At 54.0% G+C, this 19414-nt stretch carries 11 protein-coding genes; 10 read left to right on the forward strand and 1 reads right to left on the reverse strand.

Annotated elements, in window-relative coordinates; translation table 11 throughout:
- Window positions 1-21: 21 nt before the first annotated feature.
- From PUT07_RS14370 to PUT07_RS14410, 9 genes are all read left to right on the forward strand, one after another.
- Window positions 22-2331 (forward strand): helix-turn-helix domain-containing protein, encoded by a 2310-nt coding sequence (locus tag PUT07_RS14370; protein WP_274468812.1) that lies wholly within the window; start codon window positions 22-24, stop codon window positions 2329-2331.
- Window positions 2332-2682: 351 nt separating this feature from the next.
- Window positions 2683-3675 carry an ABC transporter permease gene (locus tag PUT07_RS14375; RefSeq protein ID WP_274468813.1) on the forward strand — a complete coding sequence of 331 codons (993 nt, stop codon included), beginning with the start codon at window positions 2683-2685 and terminating at the stop codon, window positions 3673-3675.
- 27 nt (window positions 3676-3702) lie between these two features.
- Window positions 3703-4602: a carbohydrate ABC transporter permease gene (locus PUT07_RS14380; protein WP_274468815.1), complete on the forward strand. Its 900-nt coding sequence runs from the start codon at window positions 3703-3705 to the stop codon at window positions 4600-4602.
- Between the two features lie 108 nt (window positions 4603-4710).
- A complete protein-coding gene (locus PUT07_RS14385) occupies window positions 4711-6309 on the forward strand; it encodes an extracellular solute-binding protein (RefSeq protein WP_274468816.1) in 1599 nt (532 codons plus the stop codon).
- Between the two features lie 71 nt (window positions 6310-6380).
- The gene (locus tag PUT07_RS14390; RefSeq protein WP_274468818.1) at window positions 6381-9410 is read left to right on the forward strand and encodes a glycosyl hydrolase 2 galactose-binding domain-containing protein; all 3030 of its coding nucleotides are present in this window, start codon (window positions 6381-6383) and stop codon (window positions 9408-9410) included.
- A 24-nt stretch (window positions 9411-9434) separates the two neighbouring features.
- Window positions 9435-11696 carry a glycosyl hydrolase family 95 catalytic domain-containing protein gene (locus PUT07_RS14395; protein WP_274468819.1) on the forward strand — a complete coding sequence of 754 codons (2262 nt, stop codon included), beginning with the start codon at window positions 9435-9437 and terminating at the stop codon, window positions 11694-11696.
- A 16-nt stretch (window positions 11697-11712) separates the two neighbouring features.
- Window positions 11713-14475 (forward strand): hypothetical protein, encoded by a 2763-nt coding sequence (locus PUT07_RS14400; protein ID WP_274468821.1) that lies wholly within the window; start codon window positions 11713-11715, stop codon window positions 14473-14475.
- Complete coding sequence (locus PUT07_RS14405; RefSeq protein ID WP_274468822.1) at window positions 14472-16124, forward strand: hypothetical protein; 1653 nt, start codon at window positions 14472-14474, stop codon at window positions 16122-16124. Before PUT07_RS14400 ends, PUT07_RS14405 begins: the two co-directional genes overlap by 4 nt.
- A 22-nt stretch (window positions 16125-16146) precedes the next feature.
- Window positions 16147-17058: a nucleoside hydrolase gene (locus tag PUT07_RS14410; RefSeq protein WP_274468823.1), complete on the forward strand. Its 912-nt coding sequence runs from the start codon at window positions 16147-16149 to the stop codon at window positions 17056-17058.
- 3 nt (window positions 17059-17061) lie between these two features.
- Here PUT07_RS14410 and PUT07_RS14415 read toward each other — a convergent pair whose 3' ends face one another.
- Window positions 17062-17862: an AraC family transcriptional regulator gene (locus tag PUT07_RS14415; protein ID WP_274468826.1), complete on the reverse strand. Its 801-nt coding sequence runs from the start codon at window positions 17860-17862 to the stop codon at window positions 17062-17064.
- 135 nt (window positions 17863-17997) lie between these two features.
- Here PUT07_RS14415 and PUT07_RS14420 point away from each other — a divergent pair, with 135 nt between their 5' ends.
- Window positions 17998-19287: a hypothetical protein gene (locus tag PUT07_RS14420; protein WP_274468828.1), complete on the forward strand. Its 1290-nt coding sequence runs from the start codon at window positions 17998-18000 to the stop codon at window positions 19285-19287.
- Window positions 19288-19414: the final 127 nt, after the last annotated feature.

Consider the following 19414-nt stretch of genomic DNA (forward strand, 5'->3'; position numbering starts at 1 on the left):
TCTGAAAGGGGAATGCTTCGCATGTGGAAGTGGAAGACCGCAGTACTGCACAGGCAGTCCGTTTTCGTGAAATTTGTGCTCTCTTATCTGTTGATCCTGATCATTCCGATCGTGATCGGCGTTCAGCAGTACTATAAGACCCAGCAGGTGCTCGTTGAGGATGCGGCAGAAATGAATCTTCAGATTTTGAGGATGAGTCAAGGGATCGTGGACCGGCTATTCCTGGAGGTGGACGATGTCGTCTCCACGCTATCGGTCAATAACGATGTGCTGAGCTTGATGCAAAATGTAAGCACTTCCCCGACACCTGAGCAGCTCTACAATTTCTCCTTGCTTCGCAACAGCTTGAATCAAATCACGATTACGAATAAATTTTTCTTCGATATTTATTTAACGTTCAAGAACAGTCATTCCGTCATCACGTCCAAAACATCGTTCGATCTCCGGGACAACGACATTCGAATCGGCGGGCAACCGCTTGAGGCATGGATGGAAGCCGTTTCCACACGAGGCGACCAGAAGCAATACTACAATTTGGATTCCGTCCGAATCGGCGGGGCCGAGCATAAACTCATCGCCTATGTCAGTCCGCTGCCGAACGGATTTCAAGGCAAGGTTCAGGGCTCGATTGTCGTCTTCATCAATCAGAACGACATTAACGGTTTGTTTGAACGTTTGGTGATCAAGAACAAAGGATTTGCGTACATTCTGGATACCAAAGGGCAAATGATCGCACCGACCTCGGTGGACGGTGTCCAAATCGGCAAGCCCAGAGAGGAAACGACCGCATCCAGCTCCGGTTCCTCCTTCGAAACCATTAACGGAAGCAAGCTGCTCGTGTCGCACTCACGCTCCGATCAGAACGGATGGACCTACATTGCCGCACTGCCGACAAGCGTCGTTTTGGCCAAAGCCGATTACATCAAGCGAATGATTGCCGTCATCACGGGGATCACGTTAATTTTGGGCATTGTCGCTGCGATATTGATGGCGTACCGCAATAGTAAGCCGCTCTCCGAACTGATGGACTCCATGAAGGAATTTGCCGCCAGAGAGCCCGGCAAGCGATCCGGCTTCTATGAGATGATGCAGAGCACCGTCTCGGAAATTATGAACAGCAACCGCATGCTGAGCAGCCGCATGGAGCAGCAGCTGCCGTTGATTCAATTTTCGATGATCGAGAGGTTAATGAAGGGCTATTATAAGAACGACGCTGACATCCAAGAGGCGCTAGCACAGGCTAAGGTTTCGCTGCAAGGCGACAGGTTCTTTGCGGTCTCCATTGCGATCTCGCTCGGAGAAGGCTATGCGATCGCACCGAACGGGGCCAAATGGATTCAAGACTATATCGTCATGCAGCTGCGAGATGTGATCGAGGATTGCGATTATTTGATCAGTTTGAACGGGGATAGGGCCGATATGATCGTTTCCCTGTCTGCCTCTCACGAGGAAGCGGGGGCCTTCACAGACCGGTTAAAGCGCGAATGGCAGGCCGGGAAGAACGGCACGCTCGCCAATAATGAAATTCGTCTCTCCATTGGCATTGGCCGCATCTATAGTCACTTGCACGATGTATGGAGATCCCATGATGAGGCAAGGCAAGCGGCGGACTATGACGTATTTGGCGGCTATGATGCGATCATTTGGTACGAAGATATCGTACAAGGGTCGAACTTCTACTATTATCCGATGGACTTGGAGCTCAAGCTGGTGCACACGGTCAAGAACGGCGATGTTGAAGCATTCGATCACATCATGCATCAGCTGGAGGAACACAATCACACGGAACGGCAGCTCAGCGCTTCAACCCGGAAGCAGCTGGTCAGTGAGCTGCAAGGCACGTTATACAAGCTTCTGGAACAGCTGCAATTCGGTTATGCCACGTATGATGAGCTGAATGAGAAGCTGGAATTCATGAACCATACCAAGGCCGACATGCCGTGGGGGGCGATCAAGAATGCGCTGTATATCGTGTGCCACCACATCAACGATAACAAAAAACAAAAGCATAACAAGATGGCAGATGACATGATGCAGCTCGTTCATGCGCAATATCTGGACGCCAACTTCGGCTTGGCCGGCCTTGCTGACCATTTCAAATGCTCGGAAAGCTTCATCTCCGTGCAGTTTAAGGAGTACGCGGGAGCAAGTTTCTCCGATTATGTAGAGAAGCTGCGTCTGGACAAAGCTTGCCATCTCTTGCGCGATACGGAGAAGAGCATCAACGATATTGCGCTGGAGGTAGGGTACAATAGCGACAAAAGCTTCAGGCGTGCTTTCAAACGAACGCTCGGCATACAACCGACATCGTATCGTGATTCACCGACATAACAGAACGACAGGTAGAGCGCAGAAATGCGCTTTTTTTATTTGGATAATCATCCCTATAACCGGGCCAGCCACCTCTAATTGGGATTGCGAGCACTTTCGCATCAAACGTATGGTCCAAAATTTTTGTTCCATGCCCATGAAGCCGGAGCACGAAGTATGTAAGCGCTTAACATCTTGAGCTGCCAGAAATCCTTGCCGTTCAAGGATTGGCGCGATGGCGCATCGTCAAATGTATGGTTCCTCATGAACTGTTCCTTTACGATCGCTCTTGCCGCAGCTATTGTTGAGCCTATAAAGCGCTGCCATAACTACAACCATCCGATATTCACGAAAGTTGGTGAGGCGAAACTTATGAATGCTAGTGACAATGCCACCGTTTCAATGAACGTACGAACCAAGCTGGCGCCTGCTAACCGAGGCTTCTGGCACCGAGTCAAGCAGCAGAAAATATTGCTGCTCCTGTTAATACCGGGACTGTTATACTTTTTCATCTTTTCTTACGTCCCCATGTACGGCGTCCTGATTGCATTCAAGAATTTCAAAATGCAGGCCGGGGAATCTTTCTTCAGCAGTGTCCTGCATGCGCCATGGGCGGGCTCGCTCGGATTAAACCACTTCAAAACGTTCATTAACGGCCCGTATTTCGGCATGCTGCTCCGCAACACCTTTTTGTTGGGGCTTTATGCCATCGTTTTCGGTTTTCCGATGCCGATTCTATTTGCACTTCTCCTCAATGAGCTGCGGAACCGGTATTACAAGAGCTTCGTGCAGACGGTCAGCTATCTGCCTTATTTCCTATCCATCGTCGCTATTGTAGGAATGATGAAGCTAATGCTCGCTCCGGAGACAGGAGTCGTCAACCTGCTGCTTGTCAAAATGGGGATGGAGCCCATCTATTTCTTCGGGATGCCGAGTTGGTTCCGAACGTTATTCATTTCCTCGAATATTTGGAAGGATCTTGGCATGGGCGCGGTCATTTACTTAGCCGCCTTGTCCAAAGTGGACGCGGAGCAGTATGAATCGGCTGTACTGGACGGGGCAACACGGATACGGCAAATTTGGCATATTACGCTTCCGGCTATCAAACCCGTTATTGTCATTACGCTCATCTTAAGCTTGTCGGGCGTTCTGAGCGTTGGCGCAGAGAAAGTCATCCTGATGTATTCTCCGCTGACCTACGACACCGCAGACGTGTTCTCCACTTACGTATACAGGCAGGGGCTGATCGACATGAACTTCAGCTTCGGCGCTGCGGTCGATCTGTTCAATTCGATCATCAACGTCATTTTCTTGGTCAGCGCCAATTATTTGGCGAAGAAAGTATCAGGCGAGAGCTTATGGTAGCCGGGTAGAAGGAAAGGAGGGCACAACGTGGTCAAAGACAGGACCCTAAGTTCCAAAATGCTGGACGGCGTCGTTCACCTGGTGATGGTCATCGTCGTGATCGTAACGTTATTTCCGGTACTCAATATTATCGCAGTCTCATTCAGCTCTCCGGAGCATATCTCGAACGGATCTGTCGTTCTCTTCCCGAAGGGCTTTAATTTGAGCGCTTACCGAACGATTTTGTTCGAAGATGTGCACATTCCCAAGTCATTTCTTAATTCCGTTTTTATCACGCTGGCAGGTACGATTGCGAATGTCATCATCACGACGATCACTGCGTATTCGCTTTCGAAGAAATATTTGGTGCTGCGGGGCTATTTCATTACTTTCGTGGTGATACCCATGTTCTTCGGAGGCGGCATCATTCCGCTGTTTCTCGTTGTGAAATCGCTCGGTATGGTCAATTCCTATTCGTCGCTCATTATTCCGTCATTGATGAGTCCTTGGTGGCTTATCATTATGATCTCCTTCTTCCGGACATTTCCCGTAGAGATCGAAGAAGCGGCGAAGATCGACGGCTGCAGCGACTTAGGCGCGCTGATCCGCATCGTACTGCCCTTATCGACGGCAGCCGTAGCGACGATTTCCTTGTTCTATGCCGTTGCGCATTGGAACTCATTCTTCTCTGCCATGATGTACTTGAACGACTACAATATGTATCCGCTGCAGCTCATCTTACGGGATATCGTGCTGCAAAATTCGCTCGCCGAGCAGCTCGCCGCCTCAGGGAACGTCGCGCTGGCGAACGATGTGCAGTCCAGTCTTACGCCGCAAAGCGTACAGTACGCGACACTCGTGATTTCCATCATTCCGATGTTGATCGTTTATCCGTTCATCCAGAACTATTTTGTGAAGGGCATCATGATCGGGTCCCTGAAGGGATAGCAGCGAACGGAACGCATCGAGAGGGGGAATAGGATGGTGTAAGGCTTCTGGTTGCCCAAAGAGGATTGCCAAGGTTAACAACTTTATGGATGAAAAGGGGATACGCGCATGTTGAAGAAGAAATGGATCGTTTCCGCCGTAGTCGTTGGAATGTCTTCCACTGCTGTCTTGTCAGGTTGTTCAACGAATGCCGATAAAACGGAGGTCAGCACAGCTGCCTCGACCGATGCCGCCAAAGCCGCCTCAGATCCGAACAGTATGGACAAAACCGTCAATTTGAAAGTGGTCAGTCAGACCAAATATGCACCCAACTCGGTTCCTAACGAATATACGAAACAGACCGAACAGAAATTCAATATGAAATGGGATTATCAGGCGATCCCGCTGTCGGCAGGCATGGATAAATATAATGTCATGTTTGCTTCCGGCGATTATCCGGATTTCATTCCGAACATGAACAACTGGAACGCCGTGAAGAAATGGGCATCCGCCGGTTATTTGCTGCCGATCGGCGATTATTTCGATAAGCTGCCGAACTACCGCAAGCTTTACACGGATGAGCAATGGAAAATGCTGCAGGATTTCACGTCCGTCAACGGCAAAATCTATATGCTTCCTTCGATAACGACAACGTACGATCCGATGGCTTGGATTTACAGGAAAGATGTCTTCGATAAAGCCGGCATCACTTCGTTCCCCAAGACGACGGATGAGTTCATGGCTGCTCTCCAGAAGATCAAAGAGACGAACCCTAACTTCATCGGCGTTGGCGTTCGCGGCGGTTCCGGCAATACCGGTGTGAAAGCGCTGCTCAACAGCTTCGCCAACACCTTCCGGGTACCGGCGGACTTCGCCGGATCGACAGGTTGGACCAGCTTCTGGAAAGACCCGGATATGAATAATCAGGTCGTATTCTCTCCGGCAACGACGAAGCAGCGCGACATGCTCAAATATTTGGCGAAGTTGTATAAGGCGGGCCTGATTCAGAAAGATTTCGCGACGGGCACGGAAGACCAATTCAATCAAAACCGCTTGAACGGCAAAGACGTCATCGACTTCCAATGGGTCAGCCAAATCGTCTCCCTGGAGAAACAGAATAAGAATGCGGACTGGGAGTATGCGCGCACTTACCTGGAGGATACCGCCGGCGGTAAAGGTCCTCTCATGTTCAAGGGTCCGGACTTCGCGCTCTTCGGTTCTATTCTGAGCAATAAATTGGCGGAGGAGCCGGACAAATTAAACCGTCTGCTGAAGTATCTGGATTGGTCGTCAACGCCGGAAGGGCAGCTATTTAACCAATTGGGCGTGGAGAATTTGACCTATGTCATGAAGGATGGCGTGCCAGTCTACAAAGATGATTTGGACCGCAAAAAGGTGCTTGAACAGTACGGCTTCGACTACTTCATTACGAAAAGCGACGCTGCGCAAAAAGCCGATCCGACCTATGCGATTACTGCGGAAGCGGCGCCGGTCTTCAAACAGATGACAACCGTTCTGGCACCTTATGCAACGCTTACCGAGGATGAAACCAACACGGTGAATTCGGTCATGACGGGTGTATGGAACGAGGTCTACCAATTCGCGACCAAAGCGGTTATGGGTCTGGTCAATATCGAAGATGACAAAGTGTGGAACGATCACTTGTCTAATTTGAACAAAGTCGGATTAGACAAGGCGCTGGCCATTTATCAAAAAGCGATCAAATAAGGAGATTCCGGTCGGAGCATGCATCCTGGAGCGATGCATGCTCCAGCCTGATGTAAGGGGGAGCCGAAACGATGACGGAACGTCATGAAACGCTCGATCCATTCGCTGAAATAGCTCTGCGGGAACATCCCTTTGCCAAAGAAGGGATGTCCGTATCGCAGCCGGCTGCTTATGAGAAGCGATGGTTCGCCGCTTCGCAGGTAGCCGTTCCGAGGCAGAACACACCAAGCTTTGAAGCGGAGCTGTCGGCATTTCGCGGGCAATTGGCTGCGCTCAGAGAGCGGTACCGGCCCTATTTGCAAAATAAGGTGCCGCCACAGGAGCTAGTGAGACCCCAGCTTGAACTGGCGTCGTTCCAATTCCGTTACCGGGAGGAGCAGGACCGCTCATTCGCCAGGGTGCTCGCGGGAGAGGGCTCCTGGGAGCAGGTACGCATTCCCGATTTCCGGGGACCGACGAAGGAGCAGGGCCGTTGGACCGGCTATTATCGGACGGAGTTTCAGTTTCCTAAGCCTGCCAAAGGCAAGAGGCTGTTCCTCGTCCTGCAGGGCGTTGATTATAAGGCTGCGGTCTATATGAATCACAAATGCTTGGGCATGCATGAAGGATTGTTCGCATCGTTTGAATTTGATTGGACGGAGGAATGGCGGGAGCATAACGAGCTGGTTGTCGAGGTGATGAACGAGTACCCGATGATGGGCGTCGACGGTACCCGGCTTGACGGCGATAAAATGTATGCGGCGACCGGACCGGGCTGGGATGATCCGCAGGATGGCTGGCATCATTGTCCGTCCGGAGGGGGCATCTATCAGCGCGTGTTCGTCGAGGAACGCTCCGAGCTGTATCTGCAGGACCTATTCATTCGTCCGGTTCCCGAAGAGCAAATCTTTGAAGCTTGGATCGACATCGGCAACACGACAGACGGTCTGATGGAGCATGCCGAGTTAAGGCTTGAGGTGTATGCGCGAAACTTCGAAGGGGAAGGACTTCGTGACATTTCGTTCGACATCCCTTACGCAGGACCGGGGGTGAACAATTACCGGTATAAGCTCGCCTGGTCCGATTTCCGAACTTGGGAACTGGAAACGCCTTATCTTTATACGTTGAGAGCCACAATCCTATATAAAGGCGAGCGTATTGACCAGAAAGACCGAAATTTCGGCATGAGAAGCTTTCGGATGGATGAGCAGTCGAATCCCAAAGGGAAGCTTTATTTCAACGGCAAGCCGATCATCCTGCGCGGAGCCAATGAAATGGGACATTTGCAGCAGTGCGTCATGACCGGCAACCGGGAGCAGTTGATTGACGACATCCTCATCGCGAAGCTGGCGAATCTTAATTTCTACCGGATCACGCAGCGTCCGGTCCAAGAAGAGATATACGACTATATGGATATGCTGGGCATGCTGAATCAGTGCGATCTTCCGGCGTTCGGCTTCATCCGGCGCAATCAATTCAGCGAGGCGGTCCGTCAGTCGGCGGAGATGGAAAGGCTCGTCCGCAGCCATCCATGTGTTGTGCTCGTGTCCCTCATCAATGAGCCTTCACGTCCGGCCAAACGGGGCAAAGGGCACCGTCATCTGTTCCGGGATGAGTTGGAAGCGTTCTTTACCGCAGCCCGCCAAGCGATTTATATCGAAAATCCGGACCGGGTGATCAAAAACGCGGACGGCGATTACGATCCGCCAACCGAGACCGGGTTATCGGACTTCCATTGTTACACCATGTGGTACACCAATCATGCGCTGCCCTTCGGCGAGCTGTACCAAGGGCATCTGCCTCCGCTGAAAACCGGCTGGCTAACCGGCTGCGGGGAATATGGCTCGGAAGGGCTGGATCATCTCGCAGTCATGCTGGAGCGTTACCCGCAGGCCTGGCTGCCGGACCAGCCGGATGATGACTGGATGCCAAGCCGGATTATCGATGCGCAAACCTACAGCTTTCACGGCGATTGGTTCCCTGAGCCATCCACGCTGAAAGATTGGATTCGTGCAAGCCAGCATCACCAAGCGCAGGTTACACGGCTCATGACGGACGCCATTCGCAGACGAGCCGACCTGATCGTCTCTTCCGCCATCCATCTGCTTATCGATGCGTGGCCTTCCGGCTGGATGAAAGCATTGGTCGGCGTCGATCGGATACCGAAGCCGGCCTATTTCGCTTATCGCAGCAGTCTGCAGCCTCTGCGCGTCAATCTCCGATGCGACCGGTGGAGAGCTTATGCCGGTGAACCGATCGAGGTAGAGGCTTGGGTATTGAACGATTCGGCGCAGACCTACCGCAATTGCCAAATCCGGGTTACGCTGCGGGATGATCGGGAGGATGCCGCCTCCTACGAAATTGCAGCGCAGGCGGAGGCTATTAGTTCCGCCTATGCGGGTACGATTCGCTTGATGATGCCGGCTGTCAAGAAGCGGTGCATGATCTATATAGATGCCGAACTTGCGGATGAATGCGGCGTTGTACGCAATGCGGAGAGATTCGAAATCGAGGTTTTTCCCGGGCTGGAGCGGCAGAGTTCACCTCCCGGTCTCGTCGTTCTCGGAGATGGTGCGGAATCCGTGCTTTCGGCGCTGGGCGTTGAGAGCAGTCACTACAAGCCGGGGCTTCCCTTCCGGACGATCGTCATCTCCTCCATAGCCGCTTATGAGAGCAGCCGGGGGGATATCGAGCGATGCATACGGAGCGGGGCGCGAGCTGTTTTTCTGCAGGACGAGGGGTTTCGAACGGAATGGACCGTCTGCGACTGCGAAGTGTCGGAAACGGAGATGACCGAGCTGTTCGTACTTGCCCACCAGGGGAACGTTACACCGGGCATGGAGACGCAACCGCTTGATTTCGCCTACTGCTATAATCGCGATACGAATCGTATCGATCCGATTGCATGGAGCTATGTGCAGCTGGAAGGACTTGAACCGCTGATCTATACCTACGAGAAGCCGTCCCGAGCGGAGCCGAAGCATGACGGTAAGAAGAAGCGGGCTGTTGCCGGCAAGAAACGAGCGGGCAGCGGTGAAGTTGTGATTGTCCGGCTGCTGCTTCAAGGACGCATCGGTTTCAACCCAACCATCGATCACTGGTTGCATGCGATCCTGCAATAACTTCGGCAGATAAGGAGAGAGTCTATGAAAGCTATACCGATCAAGCCCCAATACGTCGTACCGTGGGCGTTAGAGACGGCATTTTGCCATCACGGCATTCCGTTATCCAACGGCGTGTATGGCGCATTAGTCTGGTTTCAGCAGGATACCATCATGATTACCGTCAACCGGGCGGATTATTGGGATCATCGCGGCGGCATCGTCTGGACGGAGGCATGCACGTATGCGAATCTCAAGGAGCTGCTGCAGCGAGGTGATGTTGCCGCAGCGCGGCAGTTGTACCCGGTCGAGCAGGTGAACGGCAAAGAGAAACGGCCGACGCGCCTGCCGATGGGCCGATTCGAGCTGAAGCTTCGGGAGGAAGCCGTCATCGAATCGGCGGCCTTGGATCTTCAGCGAGCGGAAGCGCTGATCGTCTGCCGGGTGAACGGCCAGCTGCAGGTGATCACGATGACGATTCTGATGGACCGGCCGGTCCTTTTGGCAGCCGGAGTCAAAGATGTTATAGAAAGCTTGACGGCTAAGCCTGCGTACGATTTTGCGAAAGTGAAGGCTTATTACGACGACTTCGGCATTATGCCGCATAAGCCGCTGCAAGCGCCGAATGCGGTCGGCTGGGTGCAGGAATTACCGGCAGATCCGGCCTGCGCGGTTCAGGCCGTATGGGCCGAATCGCTTCTGCAAATCACCGCCGAGTACGGAGCTTCGGCTGCCCAGGCGGAGGAGGCGGCTGCCCGGCATTTGACTGCAGGCAGCGGCTGCACGTACGACCACATCGGCGAAGAAACACGGCGGAGCTGGAAGGAACTTTGGGCACAGGCGGCAGATATTCAGCTGCCCGATGAGGAGATAGAGCGGATCTATTACCTGGGCATTTACCGAATGCTCGGCAATGCGATGCCGGGGCGCTTGGCGCCGACGCTTCAAGGGCCGTGGGCTGAGGAATACCGCATGCCGCCATGGAGCTGCGATTACCATTTCAACATCAATGTGCAGGAATGCCTGTGGCCGGCCTATGGCGCGAATCTGCTGCCGTGTCTGCAGCCGCTGTTCGCGATGATCGATTCTTGGAAGCCGATTCTGGCCCGCAACGCCGCGAGGTTCGTCGGGATTGACAACGGCTATATGCTGGGCCACTCCGTAGATGACCGGGGTTATCCGGTGGGCGGCATGTGGACGGGGACGATCGATCAGGCGAACACATCATGGGTCGCCCAGATGATGTGGCAGTATGCAAGGTATGCGGGCGATCCTACGTACTTGGTGGAGGAGGTCTATCCGTTCATGAAAGGGGCGCTTCGCGTCTTTGCGGCAATGATGGAGCGGGATCACGATACCTATGCATTGCCGGTATCCGTCTCTCCCGAGTATGGCGGGTCCTCGGCGGGTGCGCTGGGCAGAAACTCAACCTTTTTCCTGGTTAATGTCCGTTTTCTGTGCGATAAGCTCATCGAAACGGCGGAAACCCACGGGATCAAGGATGAGGAGTTGGACATGATCCGGGATATTCGCAGCAAATTGCCGGCTTTCACGGCAGGTCCGCGGCAGTATCAGGAATTCGGCCTTCAACCCGGCGATGAAATTTATTTATGGGAGGGGCAGCCGTTATCGGAATGTCATCGCCATCATTCGCATTTGGCCGGGATTTACCCGTTCGACACGTTCGATATGTCGGATCCTTACACCCGGGCAACGGTTGATAACGCTTATCGTTCATGGGTGGATAAAGGAATGGGACGCTGGGCGGGCTGGTCCTTGCCCTGGGCTTCCATCCTGCATAACCGGCTGGGTAAAGCGGATATGGCGTTATTCTCCCTTCATATTCTCAAAGAAATCTATATGATGCCGGGATACGCCACCGCACATAACGGGAAATATGCGGGCTTCACGCAATTCGTCGGCGCCGATGTGATGCAGGTCGAAGCGGCGATCGCCGCCGCTGCGGCGGTGCTCGAAATGTATGTGCAGTGCGTAAGAGGGACCCTCCGCGTATTTAGCGGGCTCTCCGCACGGTTCAAGGAAGCTGCCTTCGCCGGCATACGAGCGGAAGGCGCGTTCCTCTTGTCAGGCAGCAAGACAGGCGGGCGGATTCAAGAGATTACGGTTTATGCGGAACGCAGCGAAACACTGCGGCTCGTTAATCCTTTTTCCGGCAAAGCGGTTATGACTCGCGGGGGCGTCAAGTTCGAGACGGATGAAGCCTGCATTGCGCTTAAGCTGAGCGCAGGGGAAACGGTTGTTTTCACGGCGGCAGCATCTATGAATGAACAGGCATCAATGGCCTGAAGGAGGAGGACTTAGCATGACGACGATCTATTTGGCCGTACAAGATCATGCGGCAGCCCGTATATTGTTCGGTGCGTCGCTGCTCAAGCAAGCGCTTGAAGAAGCGGGGTATCGGGTTGAAGAAGCGGGGCCTTGGGAATTGACGAACTACCGGGAACTAGCTGGGAGCAAAATTTTCGTCGGTAACCGGTATGAAGCGGAAATACTTCGCGGACTGGAGGAACAGGAGGTACTCTGCTACCATACGGAAGCGCCTCGCGAGGAAGGCTTTTACTTGGCCACGCTGCCCGGCGGCCTGACCGTCGTTGCCGGCGGCAGCGATACCGGCACGCTGTACGGCTGCCAGGAGCTGGCGGCCATCATCCGCGAAGAACGGGCGTTGCCGGACCGGCTGGCTTTCGGCGATGCGCCTTCCTTCGTGCTGCGCGGACCTGCGCTGGGCTTGCAGAAGACGAAGGTCGAGCCGCCGCGCCGGACCTACGAATATCCCGTTACTCCTGCGCGGTTTCCGTGGTTCTATGATAAAGCGTTATGGCTCGATTTCCTAGACATGCTGCTGGAGCAGCGCTGCAATGTCGTGTACATATGGACGGGGCATCCCTTCTCCTCCTTCGTCAAGCTGGACGATTACCCGGAGGCGCTGGAGGTGACGGAGGATGAGTTCAAGCTGAATGTCGAAACGTTCCATTGGCTGGCGGAGGAAGGGAATAAACGCGGCATCTGGATCGTGCTGAAGTTTTATAACATCCATATTCCGCTGCCGTTCGCCGAGAAGCACGGCTTGGAGCTGCATCAGCCGAAGCCGCTTCCGCTGACAAGCGATTACTACAAAAAATCAATTTCGGCATTTGTTCGAAAGTTCCCGAACGTCGGATTGATGGTTTGCCTCGGCGAGGCGCTTCAGGGGCAGCTCTATGGGGCCGAGTGGCTGACCGAAACGATTCTCGAAGCCGTGAATGAAGGTCTGAAAGATATGCAGCTCAAAGAAAAGCCGCCGATCATCGTCCGCGCCCACGCCATTAACGCGGAGAGCGTGATGGCCGCCGCACTTCCGCTCTATCCGAACTTGTATACGGAAGCCAAGTTCAATGGAGAATCGCTTACCACCTTCACCCCCCGGGGACGCTGGCAGAACATCCATAACCACTTAAGCTCGCTGGACACGATTCATATGATCAATGTTCATATTCTGGCCAATCTGGAGCCGTTCCGGTGGGGCAGCCCGTCCTTCATCCAGAAAAGCATGCAGGCGGCCAAATACCGTCTCGGCGCCAACGGCTTGCATCTGTACCCGCTGTTTTACTGGGATTGGCCGTATTCGCCCGATCAAGCTTCGCCCCGTTTGCGGCAATTTGAACGGGATTGGATCTGGTTCGCTTCCTGGTTCCGCTATGCCTGGAATCCCGACAGAGATCCGAAGCAGGAGCGCCGCTACTGGATCGATCTTCTTGCTCGGCGGTACGGCAGCAGGGAAGCGGGAGAAGCCATCCTTGCCGCCTATGAGGAATCCGGCGAATGCGCGCCGAAACTGCTGCGCCGCTTCGGCATCACCGAAGGGAACCGGCAGACGATGGTCCTCGGCATGACGCTCAGCCAGCTCACGAATCCAGAGCGCTATATGCCTTGGAAGGAACTGTGGGAATGTCAAGCGCCGCAAGGCGAGCGGTTGGAGACGTTCGTAGTCAGAGAGCTCCGAGGCGAACCGCACATCGGGGAGACGCCGCTGGATATCATAGCGGATGTCGAACGGAATGCGGAGCAGGCGCTCCGGGCGGTTCGGCATGCCGGCAGCCATGTCAGCCGCAACAAGAAGGAGTTTCAGCGGCTTGAGACGGATGTGGCAGCCATTCGGCTGATGACATATTCGTATACGTATAAAGTTAGAGCCGCGATTGATATTTTGACTTATAAGCATACGGTCGGAAGCCGTTATTTGGATCGAACGGATCTTTTGGAGAGCGCTCGTGTGCATGCAGAGGTTAGTCTTAACAACTACCGGGAGCTTACCGCTTTGACGGATTCGACGTATCTGTATGCGAACAGCATGCAGACGCCGCAGCGCAAGGTGCCGTTCCCGAACGGAGAGACGTACGGACATTGGCGGGACTGCTTGCCGCTGTACGAGCAGGAGTATGACAACTTAAGCCGTCAGGTGCAGCAACTGAAGGAAGGCCGTTTGCCGGCTGCGCTCAACAAAGCCGCCAGGACCATCGAGCCTTACAAGCCAGCTCCGTTCGTGCTGCATTCCGCGAATGCCGAAACATATAAGATCGACAAGCAGCAATATATTTTTAATGACGGCGATGTGTTCATTCAGAGTTATGCGGAGGAGCTCCAAGGCTTGACCGGCGTACGCTTTAGCCAGCGCGAGGCTTCCAAGCAGGGCGTTCAGCTGGAGATTGAACTGCCGGAGAAATCGCAGATTCTGGTCGGGTACTTCAACTCCCCTGATTCTCAATGGCTGAAGGCGCCGAATCTGGAAGAGAATACGCACGCCGACGATCAAGGCGGACTGGTGCCGATACTCAGCAACGGCATGAAGGTTTACTTCTATCCGAGCTTGAACATTCATGCCTATACGTATGAAGCGGGCAGGCATACGCTGGTTTTCGGAAAGGGGGCTTATTTGCTCGTCGGCGTCATCTCCGCAGAACAGAAACCTGTCCCTCGGGATGTGACGCATGACGGTGAGAATGCGGATACGATGGATTGGCTGTACAGCGGGGACGATCACGAATCTAAGCGGCGTGCACAGCCTGCGGGAGGTGTGCAGAAGTGAGGGCGAATGCGGGAATTCATCCTAAGTTAGGTTTGCAAGGCCCTGTCCTCGCCTGGCAGGATCCGTGGGCGAAGGAGGCATCCGACCGGTTAATGCGGACGGGAACGGGGATGGTTACGCCATCCCAAGACCCGCTGCCCGATCCGCCGTCGTATTTGGCTGCGCTGAAGGAGCTTGGCACCCAGTTCTATGTGCATCATACGTTTCCTGACGGGTCGGGGCAAGCCGATATGCTTCAGGATTTGTTGCAAACAGGCATTGAGGTATGCCTCGGCAACGAATACGGGAACATTAACGGTCCGTTCGTTCAAGGAACGAACCGCTACGATATCCCGGATGAGACGATATTGGAAGCGTACCGCTCCGGCCAATTGATGGGACTGTTATACGACGAGCCCGAGCATCTGCAAATGAATGCGGGACAGTACCGGAAGGACGGATGGTTCCCGCATTGGGGGGACACGGATGGGCTGGGCGCCGCTCAATCGGAGGCGCGGGTGGCCGCTGCCGTAACCCGCCGTGTGAACCATGTGCGCGATGTATTGCTGAAGAACGGTTACGACCCGCATGCCGTTCCCTTGGTTTCGGAGCATGTCTTCCCTGTCCTGTTTCACACGAAGGCCAGAGCCGGGATGACGCTTTGTCCGAAAATCATGAAAGAATCGTTCCAATCCTTGCAGCTGTCAACCGCACTTGGCGCCGCCAAGCAGTACGGGCGCTCCATGTGGATTTGCGCCGACTTGTGGGGGCCGGATATCGGCCCCTGGTTCACGCGCACGTCCGGATTTCCCGGACATTCTCCTGCAGAATACGCATCAGCGCTGCGGATGGGATACTACATGTCGCCAAGCCACCTGTTCACGGAAAATGTCGACGTCTTGCTGTCCTACGACGGCAGCCGGTTCAGCCAAACCGAGTTCGGCGACGTCTGGGAGCAATTCGTGAAAGAATTCGTACCGAACCATCCGCTCACATGGCGGCATTCGGATGCCGCAGCGGATATCGCCGTCATTCATGCAGAGGACAGCAACTACGGACAGAACGCCCGGTTATTCGGCAACCGGAACTCTGCGAGTACGGAAGCGGATAGCAGCATTTTCGCCATTTGGCATCTGCTCAGTCATGGCACAATTCCGTCACATGGCAGCTGCATGCATATTCCAGGCTTTGCGTTTCCCCGCCATGAGCTGAAGAGCAGAGTCCCTTTCGAGCAATTTCCGCTGAAGCATGGCGCCGATTTCCCGGCGCCGCAGCCTGTGCATCCGTTGTTTTACCCAGTTCATAACGCGCTTGTATATGATGAAACGGTCCAAGCTGAGGAGCTTGGAGATCCGAAGCTGATTCTCGCAGGGGGCTCGCGCATTTCCCCGGAAACGCTTCAGCTCATTCGGCGAAGAGCCGAGGGTGGCGCAACCGTCGTAATCGGCACATGGCTGCTTCCCGAGGCGTGGCAGGAGGCTCGTGTATTCGGGGAAGGACTTTGGCTTCCCGTACGGGGATTTCTGGACGATGACGCGCGGGAAGCCGTATCTCCCTTCTTGGGGAGTCAGGACGTCTGGGTGCAGAGGTTCGGTTCGAACGAAGTCAGAATGTATAAGCAAGATGCCGGGGGATTCACTTTGGATTTCGAAATCGTAAGCCGGCCCTAGAAGCCGCGAAGGAGAGATGATCATGGCCGAATTTCTGCCGTTTCAAGTACCGGAGAGTAAACGAATACGCTTGATTATCGATACGGATGCCAAGAACGAAGCGGACGACCAATTCGCTATCGTGCATGCGCTGTTGACGCCCAGGTTCGTCAACAAGGGCATCATCGCCGCTCACTTCGGAACGGAACGGACGCTCACTTCGATGGAGGAGAGCTACGAGGAGTGCGAGAAGCTGTTGGGCTTGCTGGACATGAAGGCGGATATTCCGCTGTACCGGGGGTCGCAGCGCGCGATGACCGATGACCGGACGCCGGCTGTCTCCGAAGGGGCCGAGTTCATCATCCGGGAAGCGATGAAGGACGATCCGCTGCCGCTGTATGTCATTTCACTAGGTGCGATTACGGACTTGGCTAGCGCCTATTTGTTGGAACCGCGCATAGCCGGGCGATTGACGGCAATTTGGATCGGAGGCGGCCAGTGGCCGGACGGCGAGCGTGAGTTCAATCTCAGCAACGACATCGACGCCGCGAATGTCGTCATGGCCTCGACCATTCCGCTCTGGGTCGTGCCTCGGAATGTGTATGCCACGATTCGCGTCAGTCTGGCGGAGTTAGCGCTCAAGGTCCGGCCTTATGGAGCCATAGGCGACTATTTGTTTCAGCAAATGGTTGACTTCAACCATGCGGCTGCCGGGAATCCTCGCTTTCCGAAGGGCGAGATGTGGTCGTTGGGCGACTCGCCGGCTGTGAGTCTGCTTCTGGACAGCCATGAGTACGCTTACGAGATGAGGCCGGCGCCACGCATAACCCGGGACATGCGCTATGTCCATCACCAGAAGGAGCGCCTCATTCGGTGGTACAACGAAGTGGATGCGCGGTTTACTCTGGAGGACATGTATGCCAAGATCGCCTTATTCGACAGGTATAAGCAATAAGGCTTACGCCTGGAACCCTTCCTTTCTGATCTCGGAAGGGTTCTTTCCTCTGATTTTCTTGAACTGCCTGGAGAAGAAAGACAGGTCTTTGTAACCGAGAGCTTCCGCCACCTCGGAGGCGTTCATCCCGTTATGGCGCAGCAGATGCTCGGCCCGTTCAATGCGGGTTTGAATGATGTACTGCTCCAGCGAAATTCCCATGACTTCCTTGAATTTGAGTGAGAAATAGCGTGGAGACAAATTGGCGTTCTCGGCGAGCGATTCCGGCGTATGGGCAATTCCCGGCGTCTGCCGGATGCGGTAAGCCAGCATGCGGATCATGGAAGAAAGATGATCGGCAGGACGTGCGGAGGGTTGTTCTTCTTCGCGCTTAAGCTGCATCAGCATCAAAGCTAACAGCAGTTTGCCCTCCGCCTCAGAGACCTGCGTAGGCTCCAACATCGTTTCCACATACCGATTGAGATACGTTTCGAACAGGAACCGGTCCTTCACCTGATGGAAGCCGGACGGAATATGCGGCATGAGGGGTTCGAAGGCAGGCAAAGTGAAGTGGATATACGTAACCGTCAGCGGCTGTTGCGGCTCATGCGCTGCCGCCGTCCGGTCTCCAGGCCGGAATACGAAGCAGGTGCCGCCTTCAATTGCGTACGGCTTGTCATTGCGAAGCATCGTACCCGTGCCGCTCCATGCATACCAGAGATCGTAATCGTCCAAGGGTTGGTGCCTCGTATCCCATTTCCATGTCCGTTCGCACGTGACTTTGCCGAAATTGCCGTTCAAACCGAGATGAGTGGACAGCTCCATGTATATGCTTCTCCTTTATATGTAGAAAAGTACAAAGATTTCGTAGTGTAGTGTATTCATTTTACTATGATTCGTTAGTATTATGAAGCCATATCAAATGTTAATAATACAAACTTTCGAAGGAGAGGTTTCGATATGCTGCATCCATTCATGGGAATTGAAAATTGGGATCGGGTTGGCTTGTCCGTGGAGGAATCGGCTAGACGGCTTCAACGCTTGGCCTATGTAGACCGCAGCTGCATGAGGCTTGAAGCGGGACATCTGGCTGCCCGGCCGGAGTATGAAGTGAAAGGGGCGCTGGCCCGTTTCACCTGGCAGGACGCCGAATGCTATAACCAGCTGCGCAACCGGTGCAAACAGCTCCGCATGGGGGTGAGGGCATTCGAGAAATGCCCGGATGATGCCTTGGAGCAGTTGATGGCCAAAGTGCTGGAGTCGCACAACACATTGAATCTGCTGGTCGCCCTATTCGAAGTGGTGAAGCCTGCGCAGATCGAAGCGATAGAGGCTTATCTGGCCGAAGCGCAGCCGCTCGTCGATGAACCGACGATTCATCTGCTGCAGCATCAGCTTATCGACCGCCGGGGCCAGATGACTTGGGGCCGGCAAGCGATCGCGCATTTCATGGAATCGGCGGCGGCCGGGGACCAAGCGAGCGCAGCCCGCTGGAAGCACTATATCGAAGCGCTGCTCCAAGCTGCCGGCGGCATTGACGGGGTACCCGACAGGGTGCCGGTGGAGGAACGTGCGATTGTGGCTACGGAACCGTTCCAACTCCCTTACACAAGCACCCGGGACGCTCGTTTCCAAACGTCGGTCATCAAGATGAAAGGCGTGACCTTCGAGGATAATGACAATGGACGTTTCCTCCAAATGATGCTGTCGCGGTATTTCGAAATGTCAGCTGCCGAAGGCGTTGCGCTCGTGCATTTCTCAACAGAAGGGAAGCCTTGGTCGTTCTATTACGACACTGCCCGGCATCTATGGGATGAAGTCCGGCACTGCTGGTTCGGCGAAGCGGCGCTGCTGAGCAAAGGCTACGATGTTCATGCCATTCCGAACTGGACGGGGTGGTATGATATGGCAAGCCAATTGTTTAACCGGGACGAAGCCTATACGCATCTGACGATTGCTATTGAGAAGGCTGCCATGAAATATCCGCCGGGGAAGAGGGAGGAATGGGAATTTTGCCGGGATATTGCTCAAGATCCGCTAATGACGACCTTCCAGGATTTCGATTGGGCCGATGAGGTTGTTCATGCGGGATTCGGGCAGAGATGGATCATTGAAGAGCTGTTTCATGGAGACAACGTGAAAGCATTGGAAGCAGCGGAAGAAACGATGGCGAAGCGTGCGGAATTTATGAAGGCGCAAGAAGATGCGGACCCTGTACAGCTGCCGGAACGGTTCGCAGGTAATTATTAATAGAGACGAGTTACTTGGACCTTCAGGGTTCAGGTAACTTTTTTTGATTTAGGCTTATTATCGATATCGATAGAAAATATGGATGAATATGATTTAAAGATAGGAATTGATAAATGAAAGATCTTCA

Source organism: Paenibacillus sp. MAHUQ-63, assembly GCF_028765165.1.
In the GTDB taxonomy this organism is placed as follows: Bacteria; Bacillota; Bacilli; order Paenibacillales; family NBRC-103111; genus Paenibacillus_E.